The following is a 20,474-nucleotide window of genomic DNA, read 5'->3' as shown; positions in this document are numbered from 1 at the left end:
GTTCTTTTTGGGAAAGATCAATTCAGACTTTCCATATATTTTTTGATTCCGTTCTCGTCCAATTGTACCACATCCCAATCCCGTAGCACATTGGCGCCTTTTTTCTCATAAAATGCAATGGCAGGCTCGTTCCAGTCCAGAACCTCCCAGCATATCCGCTTCACGCCCAGACCATGGCCATAGCGCACCACCTCATCCAACAGGGCAGTCCCAAGACCGCTTCCCCTCATCTTTTTGGAAACGATCAAATCCTCCAAATGGATGACAGGTCCTTTCCAAGTGGAATATCGGGGATATACCAAGGCGATGCCGGCTATGCCCCCATCTGTCTCGGCCACAAAGCAATGGAACAGCTTGGTTTCCCCAAAACCATCTTTCACCAGATCCTCCTTGGTAATTTCAACGGCATCGGGTTCCTTTTCAAAATCGGCCAGTTCCTGGACAAGGGCCAGTACTTGTTCCATGTCCTCGGGACGGGCATCTCTGATTGCGTATTCCATAATTGTTACAAATAAAACTCAAAGTTATAAAATTACAAAAATTGGCAGTAGCGAAATCGTTGTAGTTTCACAAAATGCACGATATTTGTCCACAAATAAAACAACCTTTTTCATGTTTGAAAAACAACACCGCACCTTGGGTGAGTTCATTATCGCCAATCAAAATTCATTTCAATATACCTCCGGGGAACTTTCCCGCTTACTGAACGGCATCCGATTGGCCGCCAAAGTAGTCAACCACGAAGTGAACAAGGCAGGACTTGTGGACATCATCGGCAATGCTGGGGACACAAATGTACAGGGTGAGGACCAGCAGAAGCTGGATGTCCTGGCGAACGAAAAGTTCATACAGACTTTGAAGAACCGGGAAATCGTGTGTGGGATAGCCTCCGAGGAAGAGGATGATTTTATCAGCATCAACAGCTTTGACAAACAGCACCAAAATAAATATGTAGTGCTCATCGATCCTTTGGACGGTTCCTCGAACATTGACGTGAACGTTTCCGTGGGTACTATTTTTTCCATTTACCGGAGGGTCACCCCCGTAGGTACCCCTGTGACCCTAGAGGATTTTCTTCAGCCAGGAAAAAACCAGATTGCAGCAGGCTATATCATCTATGGGACCTCCACCATGCTGGTCTATACCACTGGGGACGGTGTAAACGGTTTTACCCTGAACCCTGCCCTGGGAACTTTTTACCTGTCCCACCCCAATATGCAGTTCCCTGAAAATGGCCAGATTTATTCGGTGAACGAAGGGAACTACATCCATTTTCCGCAAGGGGTGAAGGACTATATCAAATATTGTCAAATGGAAGAAGGCGACAGGCCCTACACCTCTCGATATATTGGATCATTGGTATCGGATTTTCACCGGAACATGATCAAAGGGGGCATCTATATATATCCAAAGACTAGCAAGGCACAAAGTGGTAAATTGCGGTTACTCTACGAATGCAACCCCATGGCATTTTTGGCAGAACAGGCCAATGGCAAGGCCAGCGATGGGTTCCGGCGTATTCTTGACATTCAGCCCAAAGAACTCCATGAGAGGGTACCCTTTTTCTGCGGAAGCAAAAAAATGGTGGAAAAAGCCGAAGAGTTTATGTCAAACTCCTAGTCTTCCCTTCTAACGATGGTGTGATAATCCTCAAAGGCAATCTTCCCCTTGAAAATGGCAATGGATTTGTCAATGATAAGAGCTGCCTTTTTGGGTGAGAACCCAAGGCCGATGGCATATTTTTCGACCATTCTGCGCTCCTGATCGTCAATATCGTGGTCTGAAAAGATGATCTGGAAAAAATCGAACAGTCGCTGATATCTTTTCTCCCCACTGTGCGGGGTCTCAATGGGATATTTGTTCTCTTTTTTCATGACCTCCTTGAACTCATCCTCGGTAATGTCGAGCTTGAAGGCAAACTTTTGCAGTATCGCCCGCTCTTCGGAGTTGATTTCTCCATCAATGGCAGCCAAGCTGGCCAAAGTGGCAAAATGGGCCAAGTTTCTTCTATGGTCTCCGTGCTCGTAAAGGTCTAAAATGGGCATATCTCAAATTTTGTGGGACAAATATAAATCTTATCGCAAAAAAGGAGTGTAAATCGCCACAAAAGAAATTCGTAATTTTCCATTGCTATGAAAACACCGCTGCTACAATTTACCCCTAAAGGAATTTATTGCGAAAAGGCCGATGTCTATCTCGATCCTTGGCAGCCTGTGAACAAAGCCATCATCTCCCATGGCCATGCCGACCATAGTCGTTGGGGCCATAAGCACTATATCACCCAAGAGAAAAACATACCGGTGATCAAGCATCGGTTGGGTGACATTTCCGTATCTGGCAGAGAATGGGGAGAAACCTTTGTGGTGAATGGGGTTAAATTCAGCCTGCATCCTGCGGGGCATATTGTGGGTTCCTCGCAAATTCGGGTAGAACACAAGGGTGAGGTTTGGGTGTTCACGGGTGATTACAAAATTGAGGACGACGGGCTGACCACCCCATTTGAACTGGTAAAATGCAACACGTTCATCACCGAATGTACCTTTGGATTGCCTGCCTTTCAATGGCGCCCACAGCAAGAGGTGTTTCATGACATTAATCAGTGGTGGGCCCAGAACAAGTCCGAAGGCAGAACCTCCATCTTGTTCGGATATACCTTGGGCAAGGCGCAACGCCTGATCAAATACTTGGACACCTCCATTGGAAAAATCTATACCCACGGAGCAGTCGAGAACATGACCCAAGTACTTCGCTCCATGGTGGACTTGCCTCCAACCCACCTCATCACCAAAGAAACCAAAAAAGAAGAACTTCTGGGAAACATTGTGGTAGCTCCCCCAAGTGCCCACGGCAGCGTTTGGATACGAAAAATGGTGCCCTATGTCACCGCTACGGCAAGCGGTTGGATGGCATTCCGGGGTGCGCGCAGAAGAAGGGCCGTTGACAAAGGTTTTGTTTTGAGTGACCATTGTGATTGGGCAGGTCTTTTGAAAACCATTCGGGCCACACAGGCCGATACAATTATCTGCACCCATGGGTATACCGATATCTTTTCCAAATATTTAAGGGAGCTGGGGTATGATGCCCGGACCGAAAACACGCAATATGAAGGGGAACTGTCCGAAATCAGTGCTTCCGAAAATGAAAAATTTGATGCGGAATGAAACAGTTTGCCCAACTCATAAAAACCTTGGACAGTACCAATAAGACCAATATCAAGGTTTCGGCTTTGGCCGAATATTTTGAAATGGCGGATGACAAGGACAAGGTTTGGACCATCGCCATTTTGTCGCACAGAAGGCCTTCCCGCCCCGTGAACACCACCTTGTTACGGACGTGGGCAGCGGAACTTTCCCAAATTCCCCTTTGGTTGTTCGAAGAAAGCTACCACATTGTGGGCGATCTTGCCGAAACCATTGCCTTGGTGGTTCCCTCATCAGAAAAAGGAACAAAAAAGTCATTGACGGACTTTTTAGAAGAAATGATCGCCCTTAAGCCCCAAACAGAAGCAGAAAAAAAGAACTACCTCTTCCAAAATTGGTCGGTATTGGATTATTACGAACGGTTTGTCTTCACCAAATTGATTACCGGCAGTTTTAGGATAGGGGTAAGCCAAAAATTGATGACCCGTGCCCTTTCACAAGCCACAAACATTGAGGAAGACATTCTTGCCTACAAACTTATGGGCGATTGGGACCCAAACCACATTTCATTTCAAGAATTGGTTTTGGAAGAAAGGGAAAGTGATCAGCTCTCCAGACCTTATCCCTTCTTTTTGGCCTACGCTCTGGAAGGTGAAGTAGAAGATTTAGGGGATGTGCAGGACTGGTCCGTGGAGCATAAATGGGATGGCATTCGTGCGCAGGTCATTATACGAAACCATGAAATCCATATTTGGAGCCGGGGTGAAGAACTGGTGACCGACAAGTATCCGGAATTTGGATCTTTGGTGGGAGTGGTTCCCAATGGCACCGTACTCGACGGTGAGTTACTTCCCTTTCCCAAAGGAAAAATGGGGACTTTCAATGATCTTCAGACCCGAATAGGTCGAAAGAACATTTCAAAATCGCTCTTGGAAAAAATTCCGGTACGATTAAAAGTCTATGATCTTTTGGAATGGCAAGGAAAGGATATCCGAAATATGGCTTACCTAAAACGAAGGGAGCTTCTGGAGAAGCTTTATTCTTCCGTGGTTTCCACTCCGCTCAACCATCAAGAGAAAAACAACAAGGCCACTTCGACTACGCTCAGTCAACTACCCATACTCCTGTCCGAACGAATGCAATTCGATTCTTGGATGGAGGTTGCAAATGAACGGGAATTGTCCAGGGAAAAGCATAGCGAAGGACTCATGCTTAAAAAGAACAACGCCCCGTACCAAGTTGGCCGAAAAAAAGGAGGGTGGTGGAAATGGAAGGTGGACCCGTTGACCATCGATGCCGTGCTCACTTACGCCATGAGAGGGCATGGAAGGCGTAGCAACCTCTTCACGGACTATACCTTTGCGCTGTGGGACACCAATGAAAATGGTGAAAAAGAATTGGTGACCTTTGCCAAGGCCTATTCCGGGCTAACGGACAAAGAGTTCAAGGAAGTGGATGCCTGGATCAAAAAAAACACCTTGGAACGCTTTGGCCCGGTCAGAAGCGTGACCCCACACCATGTTTTTGAAATCGCCTTTGAAGGAATTGCCCCATCAAAACGGCATAAAAGTGGTATTGCAACACGCTTTCCCAGAATTTTAAGGTGGCGAAAGGATAAAACAATAGAAGAAGCCAATTCTTTGGACGATCTTAAGGGCTTGATTGTGTAAAAAATGAACAACAAGGAGCTTTTCCATATTGCTGAAACTTGGTTCCACCAACAAAACTGGGAACCCTTTCCCTTTCAAAAGGAGACTTGGCATGCCTTTTTGGATGGAAAACACGGGCTGTTGAATGCTCCCACCGGCAGCGGAAAAACCTATGCGCTCTGGTTTCCCATTGTGTTGAACTACATCAAAAACCATCCGGATTATAAAAGCAAGCACAAGAAAGGATTAAAGGCCATTTGGATCACACCACTTCGGGCCCTTTCCCAAGAAATCAAACAATCCGCAGAGCGAATCACCCAAGATTTGGAGACGCAAATGACGGTGGGCATTCGTACTGGCGACACTTCAACCAAGGAACGGGCAAGACAAAAGAACACCATGCCCGATCTTTTGATCACCACCCCGGAAAGTCTGCAATTGTTGCTTTCCTCAAAAGGGTACGCCAAAATTTTTAAGGATTGCTCCGCCATTGTGGTGGACGAGTGGCATGAATTATTGGGCACCAAGCGTGGCGTTCAAATGGAGCTGGGGCTATCCCGATTGAAATCCGTATGTAAAAATCTTCGGATTTGGGGCATCTCGGCCACCATTGGCAATTTGGAACAGGCACGTGAGGTCTTGCTCGGACCCTTTTCCGCAGCATTGGAAAACTCGGTTTTGGTGAAGGCCAATCTCAACAAAATCATCACCGTCAAAAGTATCATCCCCAAAGAAATGGAGACCTTTCCCTGGCGCGGCCATTTGGGATTGCATTTATTGGACGACGTGGTGCCCATTATCCACAACAGCAAGACCACTTTGCTTTTTACCAACACCCGAAGCCAGTGCGAAATATGGTTCCAAAAAATATTGGAAAAATACCCTGAGTTTGCGGGTGAAATCGCCATGCACCACGGCAGCATCAACAAAGAAACCCGATTGTGGGTGGAGCAGGCGATTAGAAATGAAAGCTTAAAGGCCGTGGTCTGTACTTCCAGTTTGGATTTGGGCGTGGATTTTGCCCCAGTGGAAACCGTGGTCCAGATCGGGGGACCCAAAGGCGTCGCCCGATTTTTACAACGGGCAGGGCGTAGCGGGCATCGTCCCGGCAAGGAAAGCGTGATTTACTTTTTGCCCACGCATGCGATGGAACTCATTGAAGCTTCGGCCATGCAAAAAGCGGTTCTGAACAGTGCCGTTGAGGACCGCATCCCCTACCTGAACAGTTTTGATGTGCTCATTCAATACTTGACCACTTTGGCGGTTTCTGATGGGTTTTATCCCGATGAAATTTATCCTGAAATCAAGCAGACCTTCTGTTACCAGGCCATAAGCGATGAACAATGGCAGTGGTTGCTCAATTTTTTGGTGATGGGCAGCCAAAGCCTGAAAAGTTATGACGAGTACAAAAAAGTGGAGGTAGAAGCGGATGGCAGGTTCAAAGTGAACAGCCGAGCAGTTGCCATGCGGCACCGATTCCAGATCGGGACCATTGTGGGCGATGCCACCATTCATGTGCGCTACCAAAAAGGAGGGTACATTGGCTCCATTGAGGAGTATTTCATTTCCAAATTGAGTCCAGGGGATGTGTTTACGTTTGCAGGCCGGAATTTGGAATTCATTCGGATAAAGGGCATGGCGGCCCACGTTCGGAATTCTTCCAAACGCACCAATAAAGTGCCTAGTTGGATGGGCGGGCGTTTGAGTTTTTCTGCAAAGATGTCAGAACTGCTACGGCAAGAACTGTACACAGCAGAGGTCCCTTTTTCGGAACAATCCAAGGAAATTCAATCGTTGGCCCCCATGTTCGCCAAACAACGTGAAGAAAGTATTGTGCCACTGCCTCATCAATTTTTGATCGAGACCTTTAAGACCTCGGACGGGTATCATCACATTTTTTATCCATTTGAAGGAAGGAGTATTCACGAGGGCATGAGCAGCTTGTTGGCCTATCGCATCAGTTTGTTGACGCCCATTACCTGCTCCCTAGCCTTTAATGACTATGGTTTTGAACTGTTGTCCGACAAACCCATCGATATTCAGTCAATTTTGGACAACAATCTGTTCACAGCGGAGTATATGCTGTCCGACCTTCAAAAAAGTTTGAACTCCAACGAAATGGCCCGCCGAAAGTTTCGGGATATTGCCGTGATCAGTGGAATGGTATTTACCGGCTATCCCGAAAAAGGGGTGAAAATGAAGCACCTGCAAAGCAGTTCTGAATTGTTGTTCGATGTGTTCAAGGATTTTGAGGACGACAACCTATTGTACCAACAAGCCTATACCGAAACTTTTGAGCACCAATTGGAAGAAGGTCGTTTACGACTGGCCTTGGAACGCATTGCCCAACAGGAAATCGTTTGGAAGCAATGCAAAAATGCCACTCCGTTTTCCTTTCCGATCATTACGGACAGACTTCGGGAAAAATTGTCCAATGAAAAATTGGCAGACCGCATTAAAAGGATGACAAAACTTTTGATGAAGTGATAAATCCATCAAATCATTAACTTTACATAAAAACTAGGTATGGGCATTGCTGAGCTTCAGACGGATATCATCAAAAATTTGTTGTCAATTAAGGACAAGGAAACGCTTTTGCTTCTGAAGGAAATACTCGCGTCCCATGATGTAAAAAAAGAGTACAAGCTTTCAAAATTTGAACAAAACTTTATAGCTGAGAGCATTTCGGAGTACAAATCCAACCATATAATTTCCAATGATGCCGTTTTCAAAAAAAATGAAGAATGGCTAAAAAAATAGTCTGGACTCCCAAAGCAACCAACCTCTTCACCAAAATTCTTGAATTCTACTGCCAAAGAAATCATTCCAATACGTATAGCAGAAAACTCAACAAGGAAATTTACGAGACTGTAAAACTATTGGCAAAATACCCCCTTATCGGTTTAAAGACGGACATGGAAAACATTCGGGTGCTCATCAAGGGCGATCTCAAGATTTTTTATGAAATACGAACCGCCGAAATTGTGATCCATTTGGTTTGGGATTCAAGGCAGGACCCCTCAAACCTAAGCTTGTAAATGACCTTGGACATCCACATACAAGGCAAGGAGTTCCACCTCCACCCTTTGGGTGGCCTTTTCTGGAAAGAGAAATCGTTGTTGCTGATCAGTGATGTGCATTTGGGCAAGGTTTCGCACTTCAGAAAGTTTGGGGCGGCTGTCCCTAGAAAAGCCATCCACAAGAATTTTGTGTTGCTGGATAAGATCGTGTCCGATTTTCAACCTTTTCAAATTTGTTTTTTGGGCGATTTGTTCCACTCCTCCTTGAACAAAGAATGGGAATTGTTCGAAAACTGGGTGGGCAAAACCCCGGCAGAAATTATTCTGGTGTCGGGCAACCACGACATCATCGCCCCGGAAAAATACAGACAGCTCAACGTTGAAATCTTTCCCGAACTCATCATCGATGATTTTTTATTGACCCACCACCCTGAAGAACGCGAAGGGCTGTTCACCTTTTGCGGGCACATTCACCCTGCCGTGAAATTGCATGGATTTGGGCGCCAAAAGCTTAAACTTCCTTGTTTTTTTAAAAGCAAGAACCAGATGATCTTGCCCGCTTTTGGGGAGTTTACCGGAACCTATACCATGAACCCTTCAAAAAATGATGAGGTCTATGCCATTGTGGAGGATGTTGTGGTAAAAGTTTAGATTCTTCGCTCCGCTCAGCGGTGTGCTTGTCATTCCGTGCTCCGACACGGAATCCCATTTGAGTAAGATGCTGAAACCCCGCCTGCTGGACGGGCAGGAATTTCAACATGACGACTAAAGACTAAAAAAACATTTTTCATAAAAACATTTCATTTTATCTTTGCCGCAAAGTTTTTGGATTGACCAAAACCCCAATTTCCCAGCTTTTTGCACAGTCTCCCCAACTCGGGAAACTGCGGGGCACTATTGCCCAATTTGTCACTTCGAGCGCAGTCGAGAAGTCTCCCTCTAACCAAAAAATCAACCTAAAAGGATTGGTGGGTTCCTCCCTTTCCTTTGTGGTTTCTGAGGTATTTCAATCAGCTGACACCCCTTTTCTATTGATTCTCAACGATAAAGAGGAAGCTGCTTATCACCTGAACGATTTGGAACAGTTGATCGGGGAAAACGATGTGTTGTTCTATCCCGGAAGTTACCGGAGGCCCTATCAGATTGAAGAAACCGACAATGCCAATGTACTGCTTCGTGCCGAAGTACTGAACCGCATCAATTCCCGAAAAAAACCTGCGGTGATCGTCACTTACCCTGATGCGCTGTTTGAAAAAGTGGTCACCCGAAAGGAACTGGACAAAAACACGTTCAAAATAAAGTTGGAGGACACCCTTTCCCTCGATTTTTTGAACGAGGTTCTTTTTGAATACCAATTCAAACGGGTGGATTTTGTCACCGAGCCCGGCGAATTTTCCGTTCGCGGGGGTATTGTGGACGTGTTTTCCTTTTCGCATGACGAACCGTATCGCATCGAATTTTTTGGGGACGAAGTGGATAGCATCCGAACGTTTGACGTGGAGACCCAACTTTCCACGGACAAGGTGAAGAAAATCACCATTATCCCCAATGTGGAAAACAAGTTCTTACAGGAATCACGGGAAAGTTTCCTTAAATATATCTCCCCAAAAACAGTGGTCTTTGCCAAAAACCCAGCTTTGATCTACGACCGCATCGATTCCTTTTTTGCCAAGGCGGAAGAAAGTTTTGCCAAATTGGGCAAGGAAATCAAGCATGCCGAACCCAAGGAGCTTTTTGCGGATTCAGCTTTGCTGAAAGAGCAGTTGGAGGATTTTTTATGTGTGGAGATTGTGGCTTCGACTCCGCTCAGCCCCCAAAATTCAGGCAATATGGTCACTGAGCGGAGTCGAAGTGACATCATTCAATTCAACACCAAACCACAACCTTCCTTCAATAAAAAGTTCGACCTGCTCATCGAGAACCTGAACGAGAACCGGGAAGCAGGTTTCACCAACTATATTTTCTGTTCTACCGAGCAACAGGCCAAGCGTTTTCATGATATTTTTGACGATTTGGCTTCGACTACGCTCAGCCAACCAAAAAATGAAAGCAGCGAGGACACTGAGCGCAGTCGAAGCGTGCATTACCAAATAATTGTATTTCCGCTTTATCAAGGTTTCATCGACCCTGATTTAAAACTGGCCTGCTACACCGACCATCAAATCTTTGAGCGATACCACAAGTTCCATTTAAAAAATGGCTACGCCAAAAAACAGACCATCACTTTAAAGGAACTCAACAAGCTTGAAATCGGCGATTATGTCACCCACATTGACCATGGCATTGGGAAATTTGGCGGACTCCAAAAAATTGATGTGGAGGGCAAAAAGCAGGAAGCCATCAAGTTGATCTATGGTGACCGCGATATCCTGTACGTCAGCATCCATTCGCTCCATAAAATATCGAAATACAATGGCAAGGACGGAGCCCCTCCCAAAATTTATAAACTGGGTTCCGCGGCTTGGAAAAATTTAAAACAAAAGACGAAGAGCCGGGTCAAGCAGATTGCCTTTGATCTTATCCAAGTGTATGCGAAACGGCGTCTGGAAAAAGGTTTCCAATATGCCCCGGACAGTTATTTGCAGTACGAATTGGAGGCATCCTTCCTATATGAGGACACTCCCGATCAGGAAAAATCGACCCAAGATGTGAAAACGGACATGGAGAGCGAACGCCCGATGGACCGACTCATCTGTGGCGATGTTGGTTTTGGAAAGACCGAGGTGGCCATCCGTGCAGCTTTCAAGGCGGTGGACAATGGCAAACAAGTGGCCGTTTTGGTACCTACCACCATTTTGGCCTTCCAACACAATCGCACGTTTAAGGAACGACTGAAGGATATGCCTGTGACGGTGGATTACCTCAACCGCTTCCGTACAGCGAAGGAAAAAAAGGACATCCTGGAACGATTGGCCGCTGGCAAAATAGATATCATCATCGGCACGCACCAATTGGTGAACAAAAATGTGCAGTTCAAGGATATGGGATTGCTCATTGTGGACGAAGAGCAGAAATTTGGTGTCTCGGTGAAAGAAAAACTGCGTTCCATCAAGGAAAATGTGGATGTGCTCACCTTAACGGCAACACCTATTCCGCGCACACTTCAATTTAGTTTGATGGCAGCCAGGGACCTTTCTGTCATCAACACCCCACCGCCCAACCGTTACCCCATCGAGAGTCAGGTGATCCGCTTCAATGAGGAGATCATTCGGGATGCGGTTTCGTATGAAATCCAACGGGGCGGACAGGTGTTCTTTATCCATAACCGCATCGAGAACATCAAAGAAGTGGCCGGAATGATCCAACGCTTGGTCCCAGATGCCAAGATTGGCATTGGCCATGGGCAAATGGAGGGCAAAAAACTGGAACAGCTCATGCTCGCCTTCATGAATGGGGAGTTTGATGTGCTCGTCTCCACCACCATTGTGGAAAGTGGGCTGGACGTGACCAATGCGAACACCATTTTCATCAACAACGCCAATAATTTTGGGTTGAGCGACCTCCACCAGATGCGTGGGCGTGTGGGTCGAAGCAACAAAAAAGCGTTCTGTTTTTTCATTACCCCGCCCTACGAAGTGATGACGCCCGATGCACGGAAACGTATCGAGGCCTTGGAACAGTTCACCGACCTGGGCAGCGGGTTCAACATCGCCATGAAGGATCTCGAAATCCGAGGTGCTGGTGACCTTTTGGGAGGGGAACAGAGTGGGTTCATCAACGAAATCGGGTTTGAGACCTACCAAAAAATATTGACGGAGGCCATTGACGAGCTCAAGGAAAATGAGTTCAAGGATCTATATGAAGAAGTGGAAGGCCACAAAGAGAAGGTCTATGTGAAAGACATTCAACTGGATACCGATTTTGAACTGCTCTTTCCCGATGACTACATCAACAACATTACGGAACGGCTGAACCTCTACACCCAACTCAATGAGGTGAAGGATGAGGAAGGACTCCAAAAATTTGAGGCCGACTTGGTGGACCGTTTTGGGGAACTGCCCGATCAGGCACAGGATTTATTGAATTCCGTTCGCATCAAATGGATCGCCACCCATATTGGGCTGGAAAAAGTGGTGATGAAACAGGGCAAGTTCATGGGATATTTTATTGCGGACCAGCAGTCCAATTTTTATCAGACCCCAGTGTTCACCCGAGTATTGCAGTATGTGCAGAGCCATTCCCAACAGGCCAGACTCAAGGAAAAACAGACCCGTAGTGGATTGCGCTTGTTATTGGTTTTTGAAAAGATCACCAGCGTGGATAAGGCATTGAAGGTTTTGAAACCCTTTTCCTATGAATGGGCACCGTCCCAATAAATCGATTCCTCACACCCACTTCGTTCGGTTTTAAATAAAATGTGGCGGAATCGCCCCGCAGGATTGTCGTTTTTGCACATGCCCACACTTTTTTGTCTCCTGTATATTTGAATAACTGTAAATCATTCATCCCATGACAGAAAAGGGCAAGTTTTTGAAAAAATTCAATGAGGCTTTCGCCAAAGCAGACACCCAATTTATTGCTGAAAGCGTGACCCAGTATATACAATGGACCATGTTTGGCGGTAAAACCGTTCATGGTTTGGAGGAATTCAAAAAAGAAATTGAGTCGATGGTGCAATCGGAATCGGGGCTGGAACTGGATAAAATCATTACCCACGGAAACACTGCTGCGGTGAATGGCGTTATCCATGCCAATGACCAAAACGGGAATCCTGCCACCTATGCTTTTTGTGATGTGTACACCTTAAGCGGGTTCAAAAATCCCAAGATCAAGGAAATGAAATCGTATATAACAAAGATTAAATAGAATAGGATGAAGACAAATAAAGTAAAGACGTTTTGGGTGAATCTTCCCGTAAAAGACGTGAAAAAATCGAAAGAATTTTTCAATAAACTCGGCTTTCAAGAAACCGAAAATCAACCCAAAAACAATGAATATGCCGGTTTTTATCTGGATGAGACCAAAACGGTGTTGATGCTCTTTCCCGAAGAACGTTTTGCACACTTTGCCGGAAACCCCATTGCAGATACCTCCAAAGGAACCGAAGTGTACTTGAACCTTGACGCTCCTAACAAGGAATATGTGGATGAATTTGCTGAAATGGTCAAGAATGCTGGCGGAACCGTATATGCAGCACCAGCTGAAGTGGATGGTTGGATGTATGTCATGGGCTTTATCGACCTGGATGGCCACCGCTGGGGAATGCTTTACATGGACATGTCCAAATTACCAAAGTAAAAGTTACACTATAATCCAAAAACACTCAAACATGGAAAACCAAAAATTCAATCCCGCTGTATGGTTTGAAATTTATGTGAACGATTTGCCCCGTGCGCAAAAGTTCTACGAAACTGTCCTCAACATCAAATTTGATGACCTTCCCATGCCTTCCAATGAAGAAGGGTTGGCCATGAAATTCTTTCCGAACGACATGAACAATTTTGGCGCTGGCGGTGCACTCTGCAAAATGGAAGGTGTTGCCGCAGGAGGTAACAGCACCTTGGTCTATTTTGGCAGTAAGGATTGCAGTATTGAGGAAGCCAGAATTGAAAAAGCTGGAGGAAAAGTGTTCAAGCCTAAATTTTCCATAGGGGAATATGGGTTCATTGCCCTTGCAACCGATACCGAAGGAAATATGTTCGGTCTCCATTCCTTGGCTTAACATATATGAAGCAGATTTTTATAAACCTACCCACAAAAGACCTTGGTGCATCACAAGCATTTTATCGGGAGTTGGGATTTTCTGAACATGCTTTGTTTACGGGTGAAAACCAAATATGCATGAAGTGGGGAGACACTATTTATGTGATGCTGCAATCCTTTGCTTTTTTCAATTCCGGGAGTGACAAGTCCGTTGCAAACCCGAAAAACAGCATAACGGCCTCCTTTACATTGCCTGTGGATAGCATGGAAGTATTGAACCGCATGGTTGAAAAAGGCATACGTGCCGGTGGAAATGAGCCCATTCCAGTTCGTGATGAAGGTTTCATGAAAATCAGAACCATGGAAGACCCAGATGGCCATTCGTGGAGTATCATCCATTTGGATATGGAAAAGTTTCTTGAGTTTAAAAATAAGAACAAGTCCCTCCTGCAATAGGTAAGCAAGGAACCAAGGAACTATTTAGAAGGCTCCATACACCTGTTTGACAAACGCTCCTATTTGTGAGGGTTCCAACCAACGGGTCACGATAAGCAATCCGCTCTTTTGGTCCACCACAATAAAATTGCCGCCAAATCCGGCTGCGTAAAACACATGCTCTGGCACGCCCTCCCAATGGCGGGAGCCTTTTTGGTTCAACCACCACATATACCCATAATTTACATTGGGCACCGAAGGTGTTGTTGCTTTTGTAATCCACCGCTCACTGACCAATTGCTGGTCCTTCCATTTTCCGTTGTTGAGGAACAACAAGCCAAAACGGGCCATATCTTCCGTGGAAATAAACAATCCGGCTCCTGAGTGTCCCCCACCCGTCACGGATTTCATTTGGATGCCATCAATCTCTGTCCACGCATGGTCATACCCAAACCAGCGCCATGTGGGTGTGGCACCTATGTTGTCCATGATCTGCTCTTTTAGAACCATGGGCAAGGGCTTTCGCCACACATGGGTCAGGGAATAAGCCAGTACATTTACGCGCACATCGTTGTATTCCATCACAGTACCGGGTTCGTTGAGCTTTCGGAATTTCCAGTCGTCCAGACCGCCTTCCCGTGGTGGGCGATCCGCCCAATCCTTGCCGCCCCAAAGTTCCCCCGACCAATCGGAGTTTTGTTGCAACAGATGTTCCCAAGTGATCTTGGCGTTGTGTTCCCCATCAAATGTGCCGTCCCAAACATAGTCACCCACTTTGTCCTGGGTGTCCACGATTAACCCTTCATCTTCGGCCAATCCGGCCACAGTGGAGAGAAAACTTTTGGTAACGCTAAAGGTCATATCCACGCGTTTGGTATCGCCCCAAGAGGCCATCACATACCCGTTTTTCAAGATTATGCCCGCAGGGCCTCCCCTTTTTCTGGTCGGGCCCAATATGTCATGAAAAGGTTCTTGCTTGAACCCTTCCAGAATGGCGATCCTCAAATCCCTGGACCCGGAATATTCGTGTGCCTTGGCGAAATCCACTGCTTCGGCCAATTGTTGGGCATCATGTTTGAATTGATTTTTCCCAGCGGACTTCCATGTTTCATTCCGTTCGGGAAAATAAAGGTCTTGGGCGGATACGGTGTTCAGGAGGCCCCAAAAAAGGAGCACATACCATCGTGAAGTTGGTTTCATGTTGAGGGTCTGGTTTAAAAATTCCCTCAAGTTAATGATTGTTCTTGGAACGGCTCCAATGGCTACCTTTGTATTTCAATTTTAAAACCATGGACAAAACTCCTGAATATATTGCTCCTCCCCAGACCAAAATCGGCCATGTGCACCTTAAAGTTTCCGATCTGCAGCGAGCTTTGGATTTTTATTGTGGCCTATTGGGCTTGGAGGTCACCACAACCTACGGCGACCAGGCGGCCTTCATTTCGGCGGGTGGTTACCATCACCATATCGGGCTGAACACCTGGTACAGCAAAAATGGTCCGCCAGCACCCAAGAACACGACCGGGCTTTTCCATACAGCCATTTTGTACCCTACACGAAAAGACTTGGCCACCATCCTGAACCGATTGTTGGAAGCAAAATATGACTTGACCGGTGCCGCCGACCATGGCGTTTCCGAGGCCCTATATCTTGACGATCCTGATGGGAATGGCGTGGAACTCTACTGGGACCGTCCCAAAGCGGATTGGCCACAAAAAGAGGATGGTTCGTTGGAAATGTACACACGTCCGCTTGACCTCAACAATCTTTTAGGGGAACTCCAAACGGCCTAAAACCGTTTCTTAACGACCTGTTCCCCTTGTTTGTCGTAGTACCGCCAAGTGCCCACTTGCTGGTCCTTTCGGAAACGGCCTGTCATTTTTTCGGTGCCATCGGGATAGTATTCCGTATAGCGGCCGTGCTTGAGGCCATCCTTCAGTTCCACTTCAAACTTGATGGTCCCGTTGGGATATTTCACGCTGAAAGTTTTCGCATTGAGGTCTGTGGGGTAGATAGGTTTTAAGTTGAAAACGGCTTCCGTGATCTCGATCGGGTCGGAACTTTGGGATTTGGAATTTGGGATTTGGGCCTTGTCTTCAAACTGTGCATTCTTTTTCACCTCTTGCACATCTTGATAGTTGATCACCAACCTACTTTCGAACAGGTCGTCCTCGGGCGTCAATTGCATCCCGAACTGTGGAAAGCAGATGATGAAATCCTTGTTCTTGCGCATTTTTTGTTTGGTGTCTGCATCGGCCAACGCATACATATTGTCAAAAAACAGAGGCACATTGCTGTACACGAACACACTGGATTCCGATTCAAACTTGTCGTCAAAATCACGGAACTCCTTTGAAGTGGCCAGCGTCTCCCCTTCCAAAGCATCATCGATGATACTTTTGAGCGTGTTGGGGTTGTCACTGAAGATCACAAACTCATCGATCTGTGTAAAATAGGGCTTGTCAAATTCATCGAATCGACCGCCCAACAACATCTTGAAAAAACCTTTAATGGAAAGGAAATTGATGTCGTATTTCTTGTATTCCACCGTCTTGAACTTGACCGGGGTTTTCCTCCGGATCTGCTCCAGCACAAAGTTTAGATTCGTCCGGGCCTTTTCCGCATCATTGGCCTTCAGTACCAGCGCCATATCGTTTTTTCCTTTGGAAATGCGCGACTGGATCTGCAATACGGCTATCTCATCATCAATCCAACTCACAAAGTTCTCCTTCACATCGATCTTCAGGAACTTTTCCACCTTTTCGATGCCGTTTTGATAGCTTTCAAACTGCTGGGGGTCGTTCTGCTGTACCTTTTCAAAATTCTTATAGAACTCGGAAAAACTATCGAACCCATAACTGATGTAGAGCGCGGTACGTTTGGGCACAATGGTCGGGATGGTCCGTTCGGCAGTTCCCGATTTTTGCAGGGCCTCCAAATAATACTCATTGGTCCCGCTGATGTTGGTGAACCCATTGGCCGTCAAGGTACTGTTCTTGTCAAGGTCAAAGTAAAAGCCCGAAAACAAAAAATTCTCGCTCACCCGTCGCACCCAATCCGATGGGGTGTTGGTAAACCGTTTTATGTAGTCATCAAAATAATGGTACTGGACATACATCCGGAAGAGGTCCTCATGGCCAACTTTTTGGTTGACCTCAATAAAATTGAGGTTCCTGCCCAGCACCGGCTCTTGGTACTGATCTATGGAAGCTTCCACCAAAGTATGCGTGTAAGAGGCCACCAATTGGTTTTTGATAAAGGCCAGGTACATGGTTTCCTTGCTCTCGCGATCGTGCACCTCCAAGATCTCATGGTTGTGGTACATGCGCTTGCTCATCACATAATCATCATTCAGCAAGGTGTTCAGGTAGGTCTTCAGCAGTTGCAGTTTGGCAATCCGCTTGAGGTCGAGCACGTAAAAGATGCCATAGTCCTTCGGGGAGATCATGTGGACGGAGATGAACAACGACCGTCCATCAAAAAACTCGAACAACTTATGGTTGTTGTTAAAGACGGTATCCACCTTTTGAATGTTCTCCGTGAGTTCGGAAAAGTAATCGTTCTTCCTGAGGTGGTGCCAAGCATCGCTCTCGCTTACCTTTTTCCAACTTTCCACGGGCTGTTCGGATTCCACAATGAAAACAGCATCCTTGGGAATCAGGTAGATGGATTGTAGATTGGTCTTAGGGGAGAGCAGAAAAATATAGGCCAGATAGCACAGATAGAGCGCAAAAAGGGCCAAAAAACCGTAAAGAATCCTTTTTTTGGTCATTCTACTGAAAGTGTCTCCTTCTAAAACGAAAGAGTCAGCATTTTAGTTTAGACCCACGAAAAGAGTAGCCGCTCTTATAACAATTTGAGGTCCTTGATGGTCTTGAAGGCTACATCCACCTGCTCATCGTTCACCACAATGGTAAACTCATTGGTCGTGGAGATGACCTCATAGAGCACAATCCCTTCCCAGGCCAAGCGCTGGAAAATAAAGTAATAGATCCCAGGCACGGAGACGTTCTCGGCGGGCAGTTTTACTGTGATGGACGACAGGCCCTCCGCCTTTTGGGTGCACCGCTCCTGTTTGAAATATTTTTCCACCACTTTGTCCATGATGTTGCTGATCACGATATTGATCTCGTTCACCCCACGGGAAGAGGTGTAGAACACATCCTGGTTCTCGTTCACTTCCTCAAGCAGTTTGGCCTGTTGCTGCAAAATGGTATCCGAGGCCAAGAAGGTGTAATCGGAGAGGTTGGACCGCACGGTGATCTCACCGATGTTCTTCAGTACCTTTACAATTTTGTGTGTGGCCCTGAACTCAAGATCATCCGAAAGTCGCTTGAGCGCCATCACAATGGCACCATCCTTCACATCCTTGCCCAGTTCGTCGGCAATCTCGGGCTTTATTTGTCTTGAAAGCGATGTAAGGTTGATAATCCCTTGTGCCAAGGCGGTTTGCAAAAACGGCTTTTTCTTGATGTAGTGCTCAACTACGGCGGATATAGTTTTCATTTCTAAGGCTGGTTTTGAACAAAAATAACATATTGTTACAAAACAAACAAATGGTTAAAAATGATAAAATGCATTTTCGAGATGCTCCAACTGGATTTCACGACCTGTTTTGATGACGGTGATCACATCGAACCTGACCTCTACATCAAGCTCATTTTTCTGTACGTAGTGGTCGGCCGCCATGGTCAAAAGTTTCACTTTTTTGGCATTCACCGTATCCATAATATCTTCCAAAAAGCCCGTGTTTCTTGACTTTACCTCCACTATGGCCAAGGTGTCCCCATGTCGGGCAATGATGTCTATTTCTGCCTTGAGGTATAGGTAGTTCCGTTCCAAGATAGCATATCCTTTTCCCAACAAATGCTCCACGGCCTTTTGCTCCCCCAACTTTCCAAAATCGTTGCTTGATTCCATACGGTTGGAAAAATATCAAAAAAATGTGTGCAGTTCATCGAAAAAATTGGTAGTTCAAGGACAAACTGACGTTATCATTGTAATTTGCTGGCTCAATTGAACCACACCCAACATTAGCATAAACATATAGTTGACCCCGAACTATGTACTAAATAACCCCAAACATTGCTATGGAGTACTTCGTCAATTGCAATACCTCAACTTTGGCGCCCTATACTACCCCATTGGACGAGGTTCGTGCGGCCCACTTGTACCGCAGGCTCGGTTTCAGTGCTTCCGTACAGACCGTGAATGCCGCGGTCGGACAATCAGCCGTTTCCCTTGTGGACAATCTTGTGGACCAAGCCTTGGCCACTCCTTTGATCCCTCCTCCCGCATGGGCGGATTGGAACGATTCTAATTATCCTGCTGACGATGATCTTGCCGGACAGATGCGCAGGGCACAACTACAGGAATATTCCACCACTTACGGGAACGCTTTGTTGGACAATGGTCTTCTGGACCGGATGAGCTTCTTTTGGAGCAACCACTTCGTGACCCAACTGGAAGTTTATAACTGTAACCAGTTCCTATACTATTACATCAATTGTCTCCAACGGAATGCGTTGGGCAATTTCAAGACACTGACCAGTGAGGTGGGCCTCACCAGTGCCATGCTGTATTATTTGGACGGTGCCAGAAACCGAGGGAACAATCCCAACGAAAACTATGCCCGTGAGCTCTATGAACTCTTTACCATGGGCGAAGGAAACAATTATACCGAACAGGATATTATTGAGACGGCCAAAGCGCTTTCCGGATATACCGAAAGGGGTGAAGAAGGCTGTACGCAGGTCACTTTTGACCCTACCGAGTTCAACACCGATAACAAGACCGTCTTCGGGCAGACCGGGAATTGGGGTTATGATGATGTGATCGACATCCTTTTCAATGAAAGGGCCAACGAAACGGCATGGTTCATCTGCAAGAAACTGTATGAGTTTTTTGTGCACCCTGATTCAACGGACGAGGAAGGCAATGGCATTGCCCCACAGATCATCGATGGGATGGCGCAGACTTTTATCTCCAGCGGGTTTGAAATAGCCCCGGTGATCCGCCAGCTTTTAAAAAGCCAGCACTTTTTTGATGAAACCGCCATTGGCGTCATCATAAAGAGTCCTTTTGACCTGTATTACAACCTATTGAAAGAAACCGGGTTCACCTATGACGACACCACGGTGTTGAACATGATCGATTCGGCATCGCTGATTGGTCAAGAACTCTTCAATCCACCCGAAGTGGAAGGTTGGCAACGTGACCGACAATGGATCAACACCAATTTTATGATCGGTCGTTGGTTGACCACCGAAGTATTTTTGGAGCGTTTCTTCCAAGCAGACTCCGAACAATTTCGAGATTTTGGAATCGCTGCTACCGGCGCCAATGGGGCCACTGTCAGTGACCCCGATGTAGTTGCGAGGGCAATAATTGACTTTATGTTGCCCAAAGGATTATTGACGGAAGATGATTATTCAGCAGCATTCACCGTTTTTCGTGAACCTTATAAAGACAACAACGTTTATGAGACAAACAGTTGGAACATGACTTTAGAGGATGCTGACTATCAGGTGTATTTATTGCTATTGAATATTGTCCGGCAACCTGAATTTCAACTTAAATAACCCCAA

20 protein-coding genes and 1 pseudogene are annotated in these 20,474 nt (G+C 46.2%); 15 read left to right on the top strand and 6 right to left on the bottom strand.

Features of this window, described 5'->3' with window-relative positions; translation table 11 throughout:
- Nucleotides 1–17: 17 nt before the first annotated feature.
- Nucleotides 18–500, bottom strand: coding sequence for a GNAT family N-acetyltransferase (locus SD450_RS04690; RefSeq protein ID WP_318343476.1), 483 nt, complete (start codon nt 498–500; stop codon nt 18–20).
- A gap of 112 nt (nt 501–612) precedes the next feature.
- Between SD450_RS04690 and fbp the strand changes: the two genes are divergently transcribed.
- Entirely contained in the window at nt 613–1,620 is a 1,008-nt protein-coding gene (gene fbp, locus SD450_RS04685; protein WP_318343475.1) for a class 1 fructose-bisphosphatase, read from the top strand.
- On the opposite strand, the gene SD450_RS04680 is transcribed toward fbp, so the two are convergent.
- Nucleotides 1,617–2,045, bottom strand: coding sequence for a tellurite resistance TerB family protein (locus SD450_RS04680; RefSeq protein WP_318343474.1), 429 nt, complete (start codon nt 2,043–2,045; stop codon nt 1,617–1,619). The genes fbp and SD450_RS04680 overlap by 4 nt on opposite strands.
- A gap of 87 nt (nt 2,046–2,132) precedes the next feature.
- Here SD450_RS04680 and SD450_RS04675 point away from each other — a divergent pair, with 87 nt between their 5' ends.
- From SD450_RS04675 to SD450_RS04625, 12 genes and pseudogenes are all read left to right on the top strand, one after another.
- The gene (locus SD450_RS04675) at nt 2,133–3,161 is read left to right on the top strand and encodes a ligase-associated DNA damage response exonuclease (RefSeq protein WP_318343473.1); all 1,029 of its coding nucleotides are present in this window, start codon (nt 2,133–2,135) and stop codon (nt 3,159–3,161) included.
- Nucleotides 3,158–4,810 carry an ATP-dependent DNA ligase gene (locus SD450_RS04670; RefSeq protein WP_318343472.1) on the top strand — a complete coding sequence of 551 codons (1,653 nt, stop codon included), beginning with the start codon at nt 3,158–3,160 and terminating at the stop codon, nt 4,808–4,810. Before SD450_RS04675 ends, SD450_RS04670 begins: the two co-directional genes overlap by 4 nt.
- A gap of 3 nt (nt 4,811–4,813) precedes the next feature.
- Nucleotides 4,814–7,276, top strand: a complete 2,463-nt coding sequence (locus tag SD450_RS04665; protein ID WP_318343471.1) for a ligase-associated DNA damage response DEXH box helicase — start codon at nt 4,814–4,816, stop codon at nt 7,274–7,276.
- Nucleotides 7,277–7,315: 39 nt separating this feature from the next.
- Nucleotides 7,316–7,549, top strand: a complete 234-nt coding sequence (locus SD450_RS04660) for a hypothetical protein (protein WP_318343470.1) — start codon at nt 7,316–7,318, stop codon at nt 7,547–7,549.
- The gene (locus SD450_RS04655; RefSeq protein WP_318343469.1) at nt 7,534–7,827 is read left to right on the top strand and encodes a type II toxin-antitoxin system RelE/ParE family toxin; all 294 of its coding nucleotides are present in this window, start codon (nt 7,534–7,536) and stop codon (nt 7,825–7,827) included. Before SD450_RS04660 ends, SD450_RS04655 begins: the two co-directional genes overlap by 16 nt.
- Nucleotides 7,828–8,460: a ligase-associated DNA damage response endonuclease PdeM gene (pdeM, locus tag SD450_RS04650; protein ID WP_318343468.1), complete on the top strand. Its 633-nt coding sequence runs from the start codon at nt 7,828–7,830 to the stop codon at nt 8,458–8,460.
- 179 nt (nt 8,461–8,639) lie between these two features.
- On the top strand, nt 8,640–12,125 hold the full coding sequence (gene mfd, locus SD450_RS04645) for a transcription-repair coupling factor (protein ID WP_318343467.1): 3,486 nt from the start codon (nt 8,640–8,642) through the stop codon (nt 12,123–12,125).
- A gap of 133 nt (nt 12,126–12,258) precedes the next feature.
- Nucleotides 12,259–12,615, top strand: coding sequence for a nuclear transport factor 2 family protein (locus SD450_RS04640; protein WP_318343466.1), 357 nt, complete (start codon nt 12,259–12,261; stop codon nt 12,613–12,615).
- A 6-nt stretch (nt 12,616–12,621) separates the two neighbouring features.
- A complete protein-coding gene (locus tag SD450_RS04635) occupies nt 12,622–13,047 on the top strand; it encodes a VOC family protein (protein ID WP_318343465.1) in 426 nt (141 codons plus the stop codon).
- Nucleotides 13,048–13,078: 31 nt separating this feature from the next.
- Nucleotides 13,079–13,471, top strand: a complete 393-nt coding sequence (locus SD450_RS04630) for a VOC family protein (RefSeq protein WP_318343464.1) — start codon at nt 13,079–13,081, stop codon at nt 13,469–13,471.
- Nucleotides 13,472–13,476: 5 nt separating this feature from the next.
- Nucleotides 13,477–13,551 (top strand): annotated as a pseudogene (locus SD450_RS19520) (glyoxalase/bleomycin resistance/extradiol dioxygenase family protein); the annotation flags it as partial.
- A 39-nt stretch (nt 13,552–13,590) separates the two neighbouring features.
- Complete coding sequence (locus SD450_RS04625) at nt 13,591–13,908, top strand: VOC family protein (RefSeq protein WP_318343463.1); 318 nt, start codon at nt 13,591–13,593, stop codon at nt 13,906–13,908.
- 24 nt (nt 13,909–13,932) lie between these two features.
- Here SD450_RS04625 and SD450_RS04620 read toward each other — a convergent pair whose 3' ends face one another.
- A complete protein-coding gene (locus tag SD450_RS04620; RefSeq protein WP_318343462.1) occupies nt 13,933–15,087 on the bottom strand; it encodes a serine hydrolase domain-containing protein in 1,155 nt (384 codons plus the stop codon).
- 89 nt (nt 15,088–15,176) lie between these two features.
- On the opposite strand from SD450_RS04620, the gene SD450_RS04615 reads away from it, so the two are divergent.
- The gene (locus tag SD450_RS04615) at nt 15,177–15,680 is read left to right on the top strand and encodes a VOC family protein (protein WP_318343461.1); all 504 of its coding nucleotides are present in this window, start codon (nt 15,177–15,179) and stop codon (nt 15,678–15,680) included.
- Here SD450_RS04615 and SD450_RS04610 read toward each other — a convergent pair.
- The 3 genes from SD450_RS04610 to SD450_RS04600 all read right to left on the bottom strand — a co-directional run bounded on the left by SD450_RS04610 (nt 15,677) and on the right by SD450_RS04600 (nt 18,807).
- Nucleotides 15,677–17,659 carry a DUF3352 domain-containing protein gene (locus SD450_RS04610; RefSeq protein ID WP_318343460.1) on the bottom strand — a complete coding sequence of 661 codons (1,983 nt, stop codon included), beginning with the start codon at nt 17,657–17,659 and terminating at the stop codon, nt 15,677–15,679. The two genes, SD450_RS04615 and SD450_RS04610, sit on opposite strands and share 4 nt — an antisense overlap.
- 74 nt (nt 17,660–17,733) lie before the next feature.
- The gene (locus SD450_RS04605) at nt 17,734–18,393 is read right to left on the bottom strand and encodes an aspartate kinase (protein WP_318343459.1); all 660 of its coding nucleotides are present in this window, start codon (nt 18,391–18,393) and stop codon (nt 17,734–17,736) included.
- Nucleotides 18,394–18,447: 54 nt separating this feature from the next.
- Nucleotides 18,448–18,807, bottom strand: coding sequence for a YraN family protein (locus SD450_RS04600; RefSeq protein WP_318343458.1), 360 nt, complete (start codon nt 18,805–18,807; stop codon nt 18,448–18,450).
- Between the two features lie 170 nt (nt 18,808–18,977).
- On the opposite strand from SD450_RS04600, the gene SD450_RS04595 reads away from it, so the two are divergent.
- Entirely contained in the window at nt 18,978–20,468 is a 1,491-nt protein-coding gene (locus SD450_RS04595) for a DUF1800 domain-containing protein (RefSeq protein WP_318343457.1), read from the top strand.
- Nucleotides 20,469–20,474: the final 6 nt, after the last annotated feature.

Source organism: Flagellimonas baculiformis (assembly GCF_033441575.1).
Lineage (GTDB): Bacteria > Bacteroidota > Bacteroidia > Flavobacteriales > Flavobacteriaceae > Flagellimonas > Flagellimonas baculiformis.
Note: the sequence above shows the minus strand (reverse complement) of the source record. Positions and strands in the feature narration are given on the sequence as shown.

Bases quoted from the DNA above. Each gene is read 5' to 3' on its own strand.
- SD450_RS04690 (WP_318343476.1), bottom strand. From the start codon at position 500: ATGGAATACGCAATCAGAGATGCCCGTCCCGAGGACATGGAACAAGTA.
- fbp (WP_318343475.1), top strand. From the start codon at position 613: ATGTTTGAAAAACAACACCGCACCTTGGGTGAGTTCATTATCGCCAAT.
- SD450_RS04680 (WP_318343474.1), bottom strand. From the start codon at position 2,045: ATGCCCATTTTAGACCTTTACGAGCACGGAGACCATAGAAGAAACTTG.
- SD450_RS04675 (WP_318343473.1), top strand. From the start codon at position 2,133: ATGAAAACACCGCTGCTACAATTTACCCCTAAAGGAATTTATTGCGAA.
- SD450_RS04670 (WP_318343472.1), top strand. From the start codon at position 3,158: ATGAAACAGTTTGCCCAACTCATAAAAACCTTGGACAGTACCAATAAG.
- SD450_RS04665 (WP_318343471.1), top strand. From the start codon at position 4,814: ATGAACAACAAGGAGCTTTTCCATATTGCTGAAACTTGGTTCCACCAA.
- SD450_RS04660 (WP_318343470.1), top strand. From the start codon at position 7,316: ATGGGCATTGCTGAGCTTCAGACGGATATCATCAAAAATTTGTTGTCA.
- SD450_RS04655 (WP_318343469.1), top strand. From the start codon at position 7,534: ATGGCTAAAAAAATAGTCTGGACTCCCAAAGCAACCAACCTCTTCACC.
- pdeM (WP_318343468.1), top strand. From the start codon at position 7,828: ATGACCTTGGACATCCACATACAAGGCAAGGAGTTCCACCTCCACCCT.
- SD450_RS04640 (WP_318343466.1), top strand. From the start codon at position 12,259: ATGACAGAAAAGGGCAAGTTTTTGAAAAAATTCAATGAGGCTTTCGCC.
- SD450_RS04635 (WP_318343465.1), top strand. From the start codon at position 12,622: ATGAAGACAAATAAAGTAAAGACGTTTTGGGTGAATCTTCCCGTAAAA.
- SD450_RS04630 (WP_318343464.1), top strand. From the start codon at position 13,079: ATGGAAAACCAAAAATTCAATCCCGCTGTATGGTTTGAAATTTATGTG.
- SD450_RS04625 (WP_318343463.1), top strand. From the start codon at position 13,591: ATGAAGTGGGGAGACACTATTTATGTGATGCTGCAATCCTTTGCTTTT.
- SD450_RS04620 (WP_318343462.1), bottom strand. From the start codon at position 15,087: ATGAAACCAACTTCACGATGGTATGTGCTCCTTTTTTGGGGCCTCCTG.
- SD450_RS04615 (WP_318343461.1), top strand. From the start codon at position 15,177: ATGGACAAAACTCCTGAATATATTGCTCCTCCCCAGACCAAAATCGGC.
- SD450_RS04610 (WP_318343460.1), bottom strand. From the start codon at position 17,659: ATGACCAAAAAAAGGATTCTTTACGGTTTTTTGGCCCTTTTTGCGCTC.
- SD450_RS04605 (WP_318343459.1), bottom strand. From the start codon at position 18,393: ATGAAAACTATATCCGCCGTAGTTGAGCACTACATCAAGAAAAAGCCG.
- SD450_RS04600 (WP_318343458.1), bottom strand. From the start codon at position 18,807: ATGGAATCAAGCAACGATTTTGGAAAGTTGGGGGAGCAAAAGGCCGTG.
- SD450_RS04595 (WP_318343457.1), top strand. From the start codon at position 18,978: ATGGAGTACTTCGTCAATTGCAATACCTCAACTTTGGCGCCCTATACT.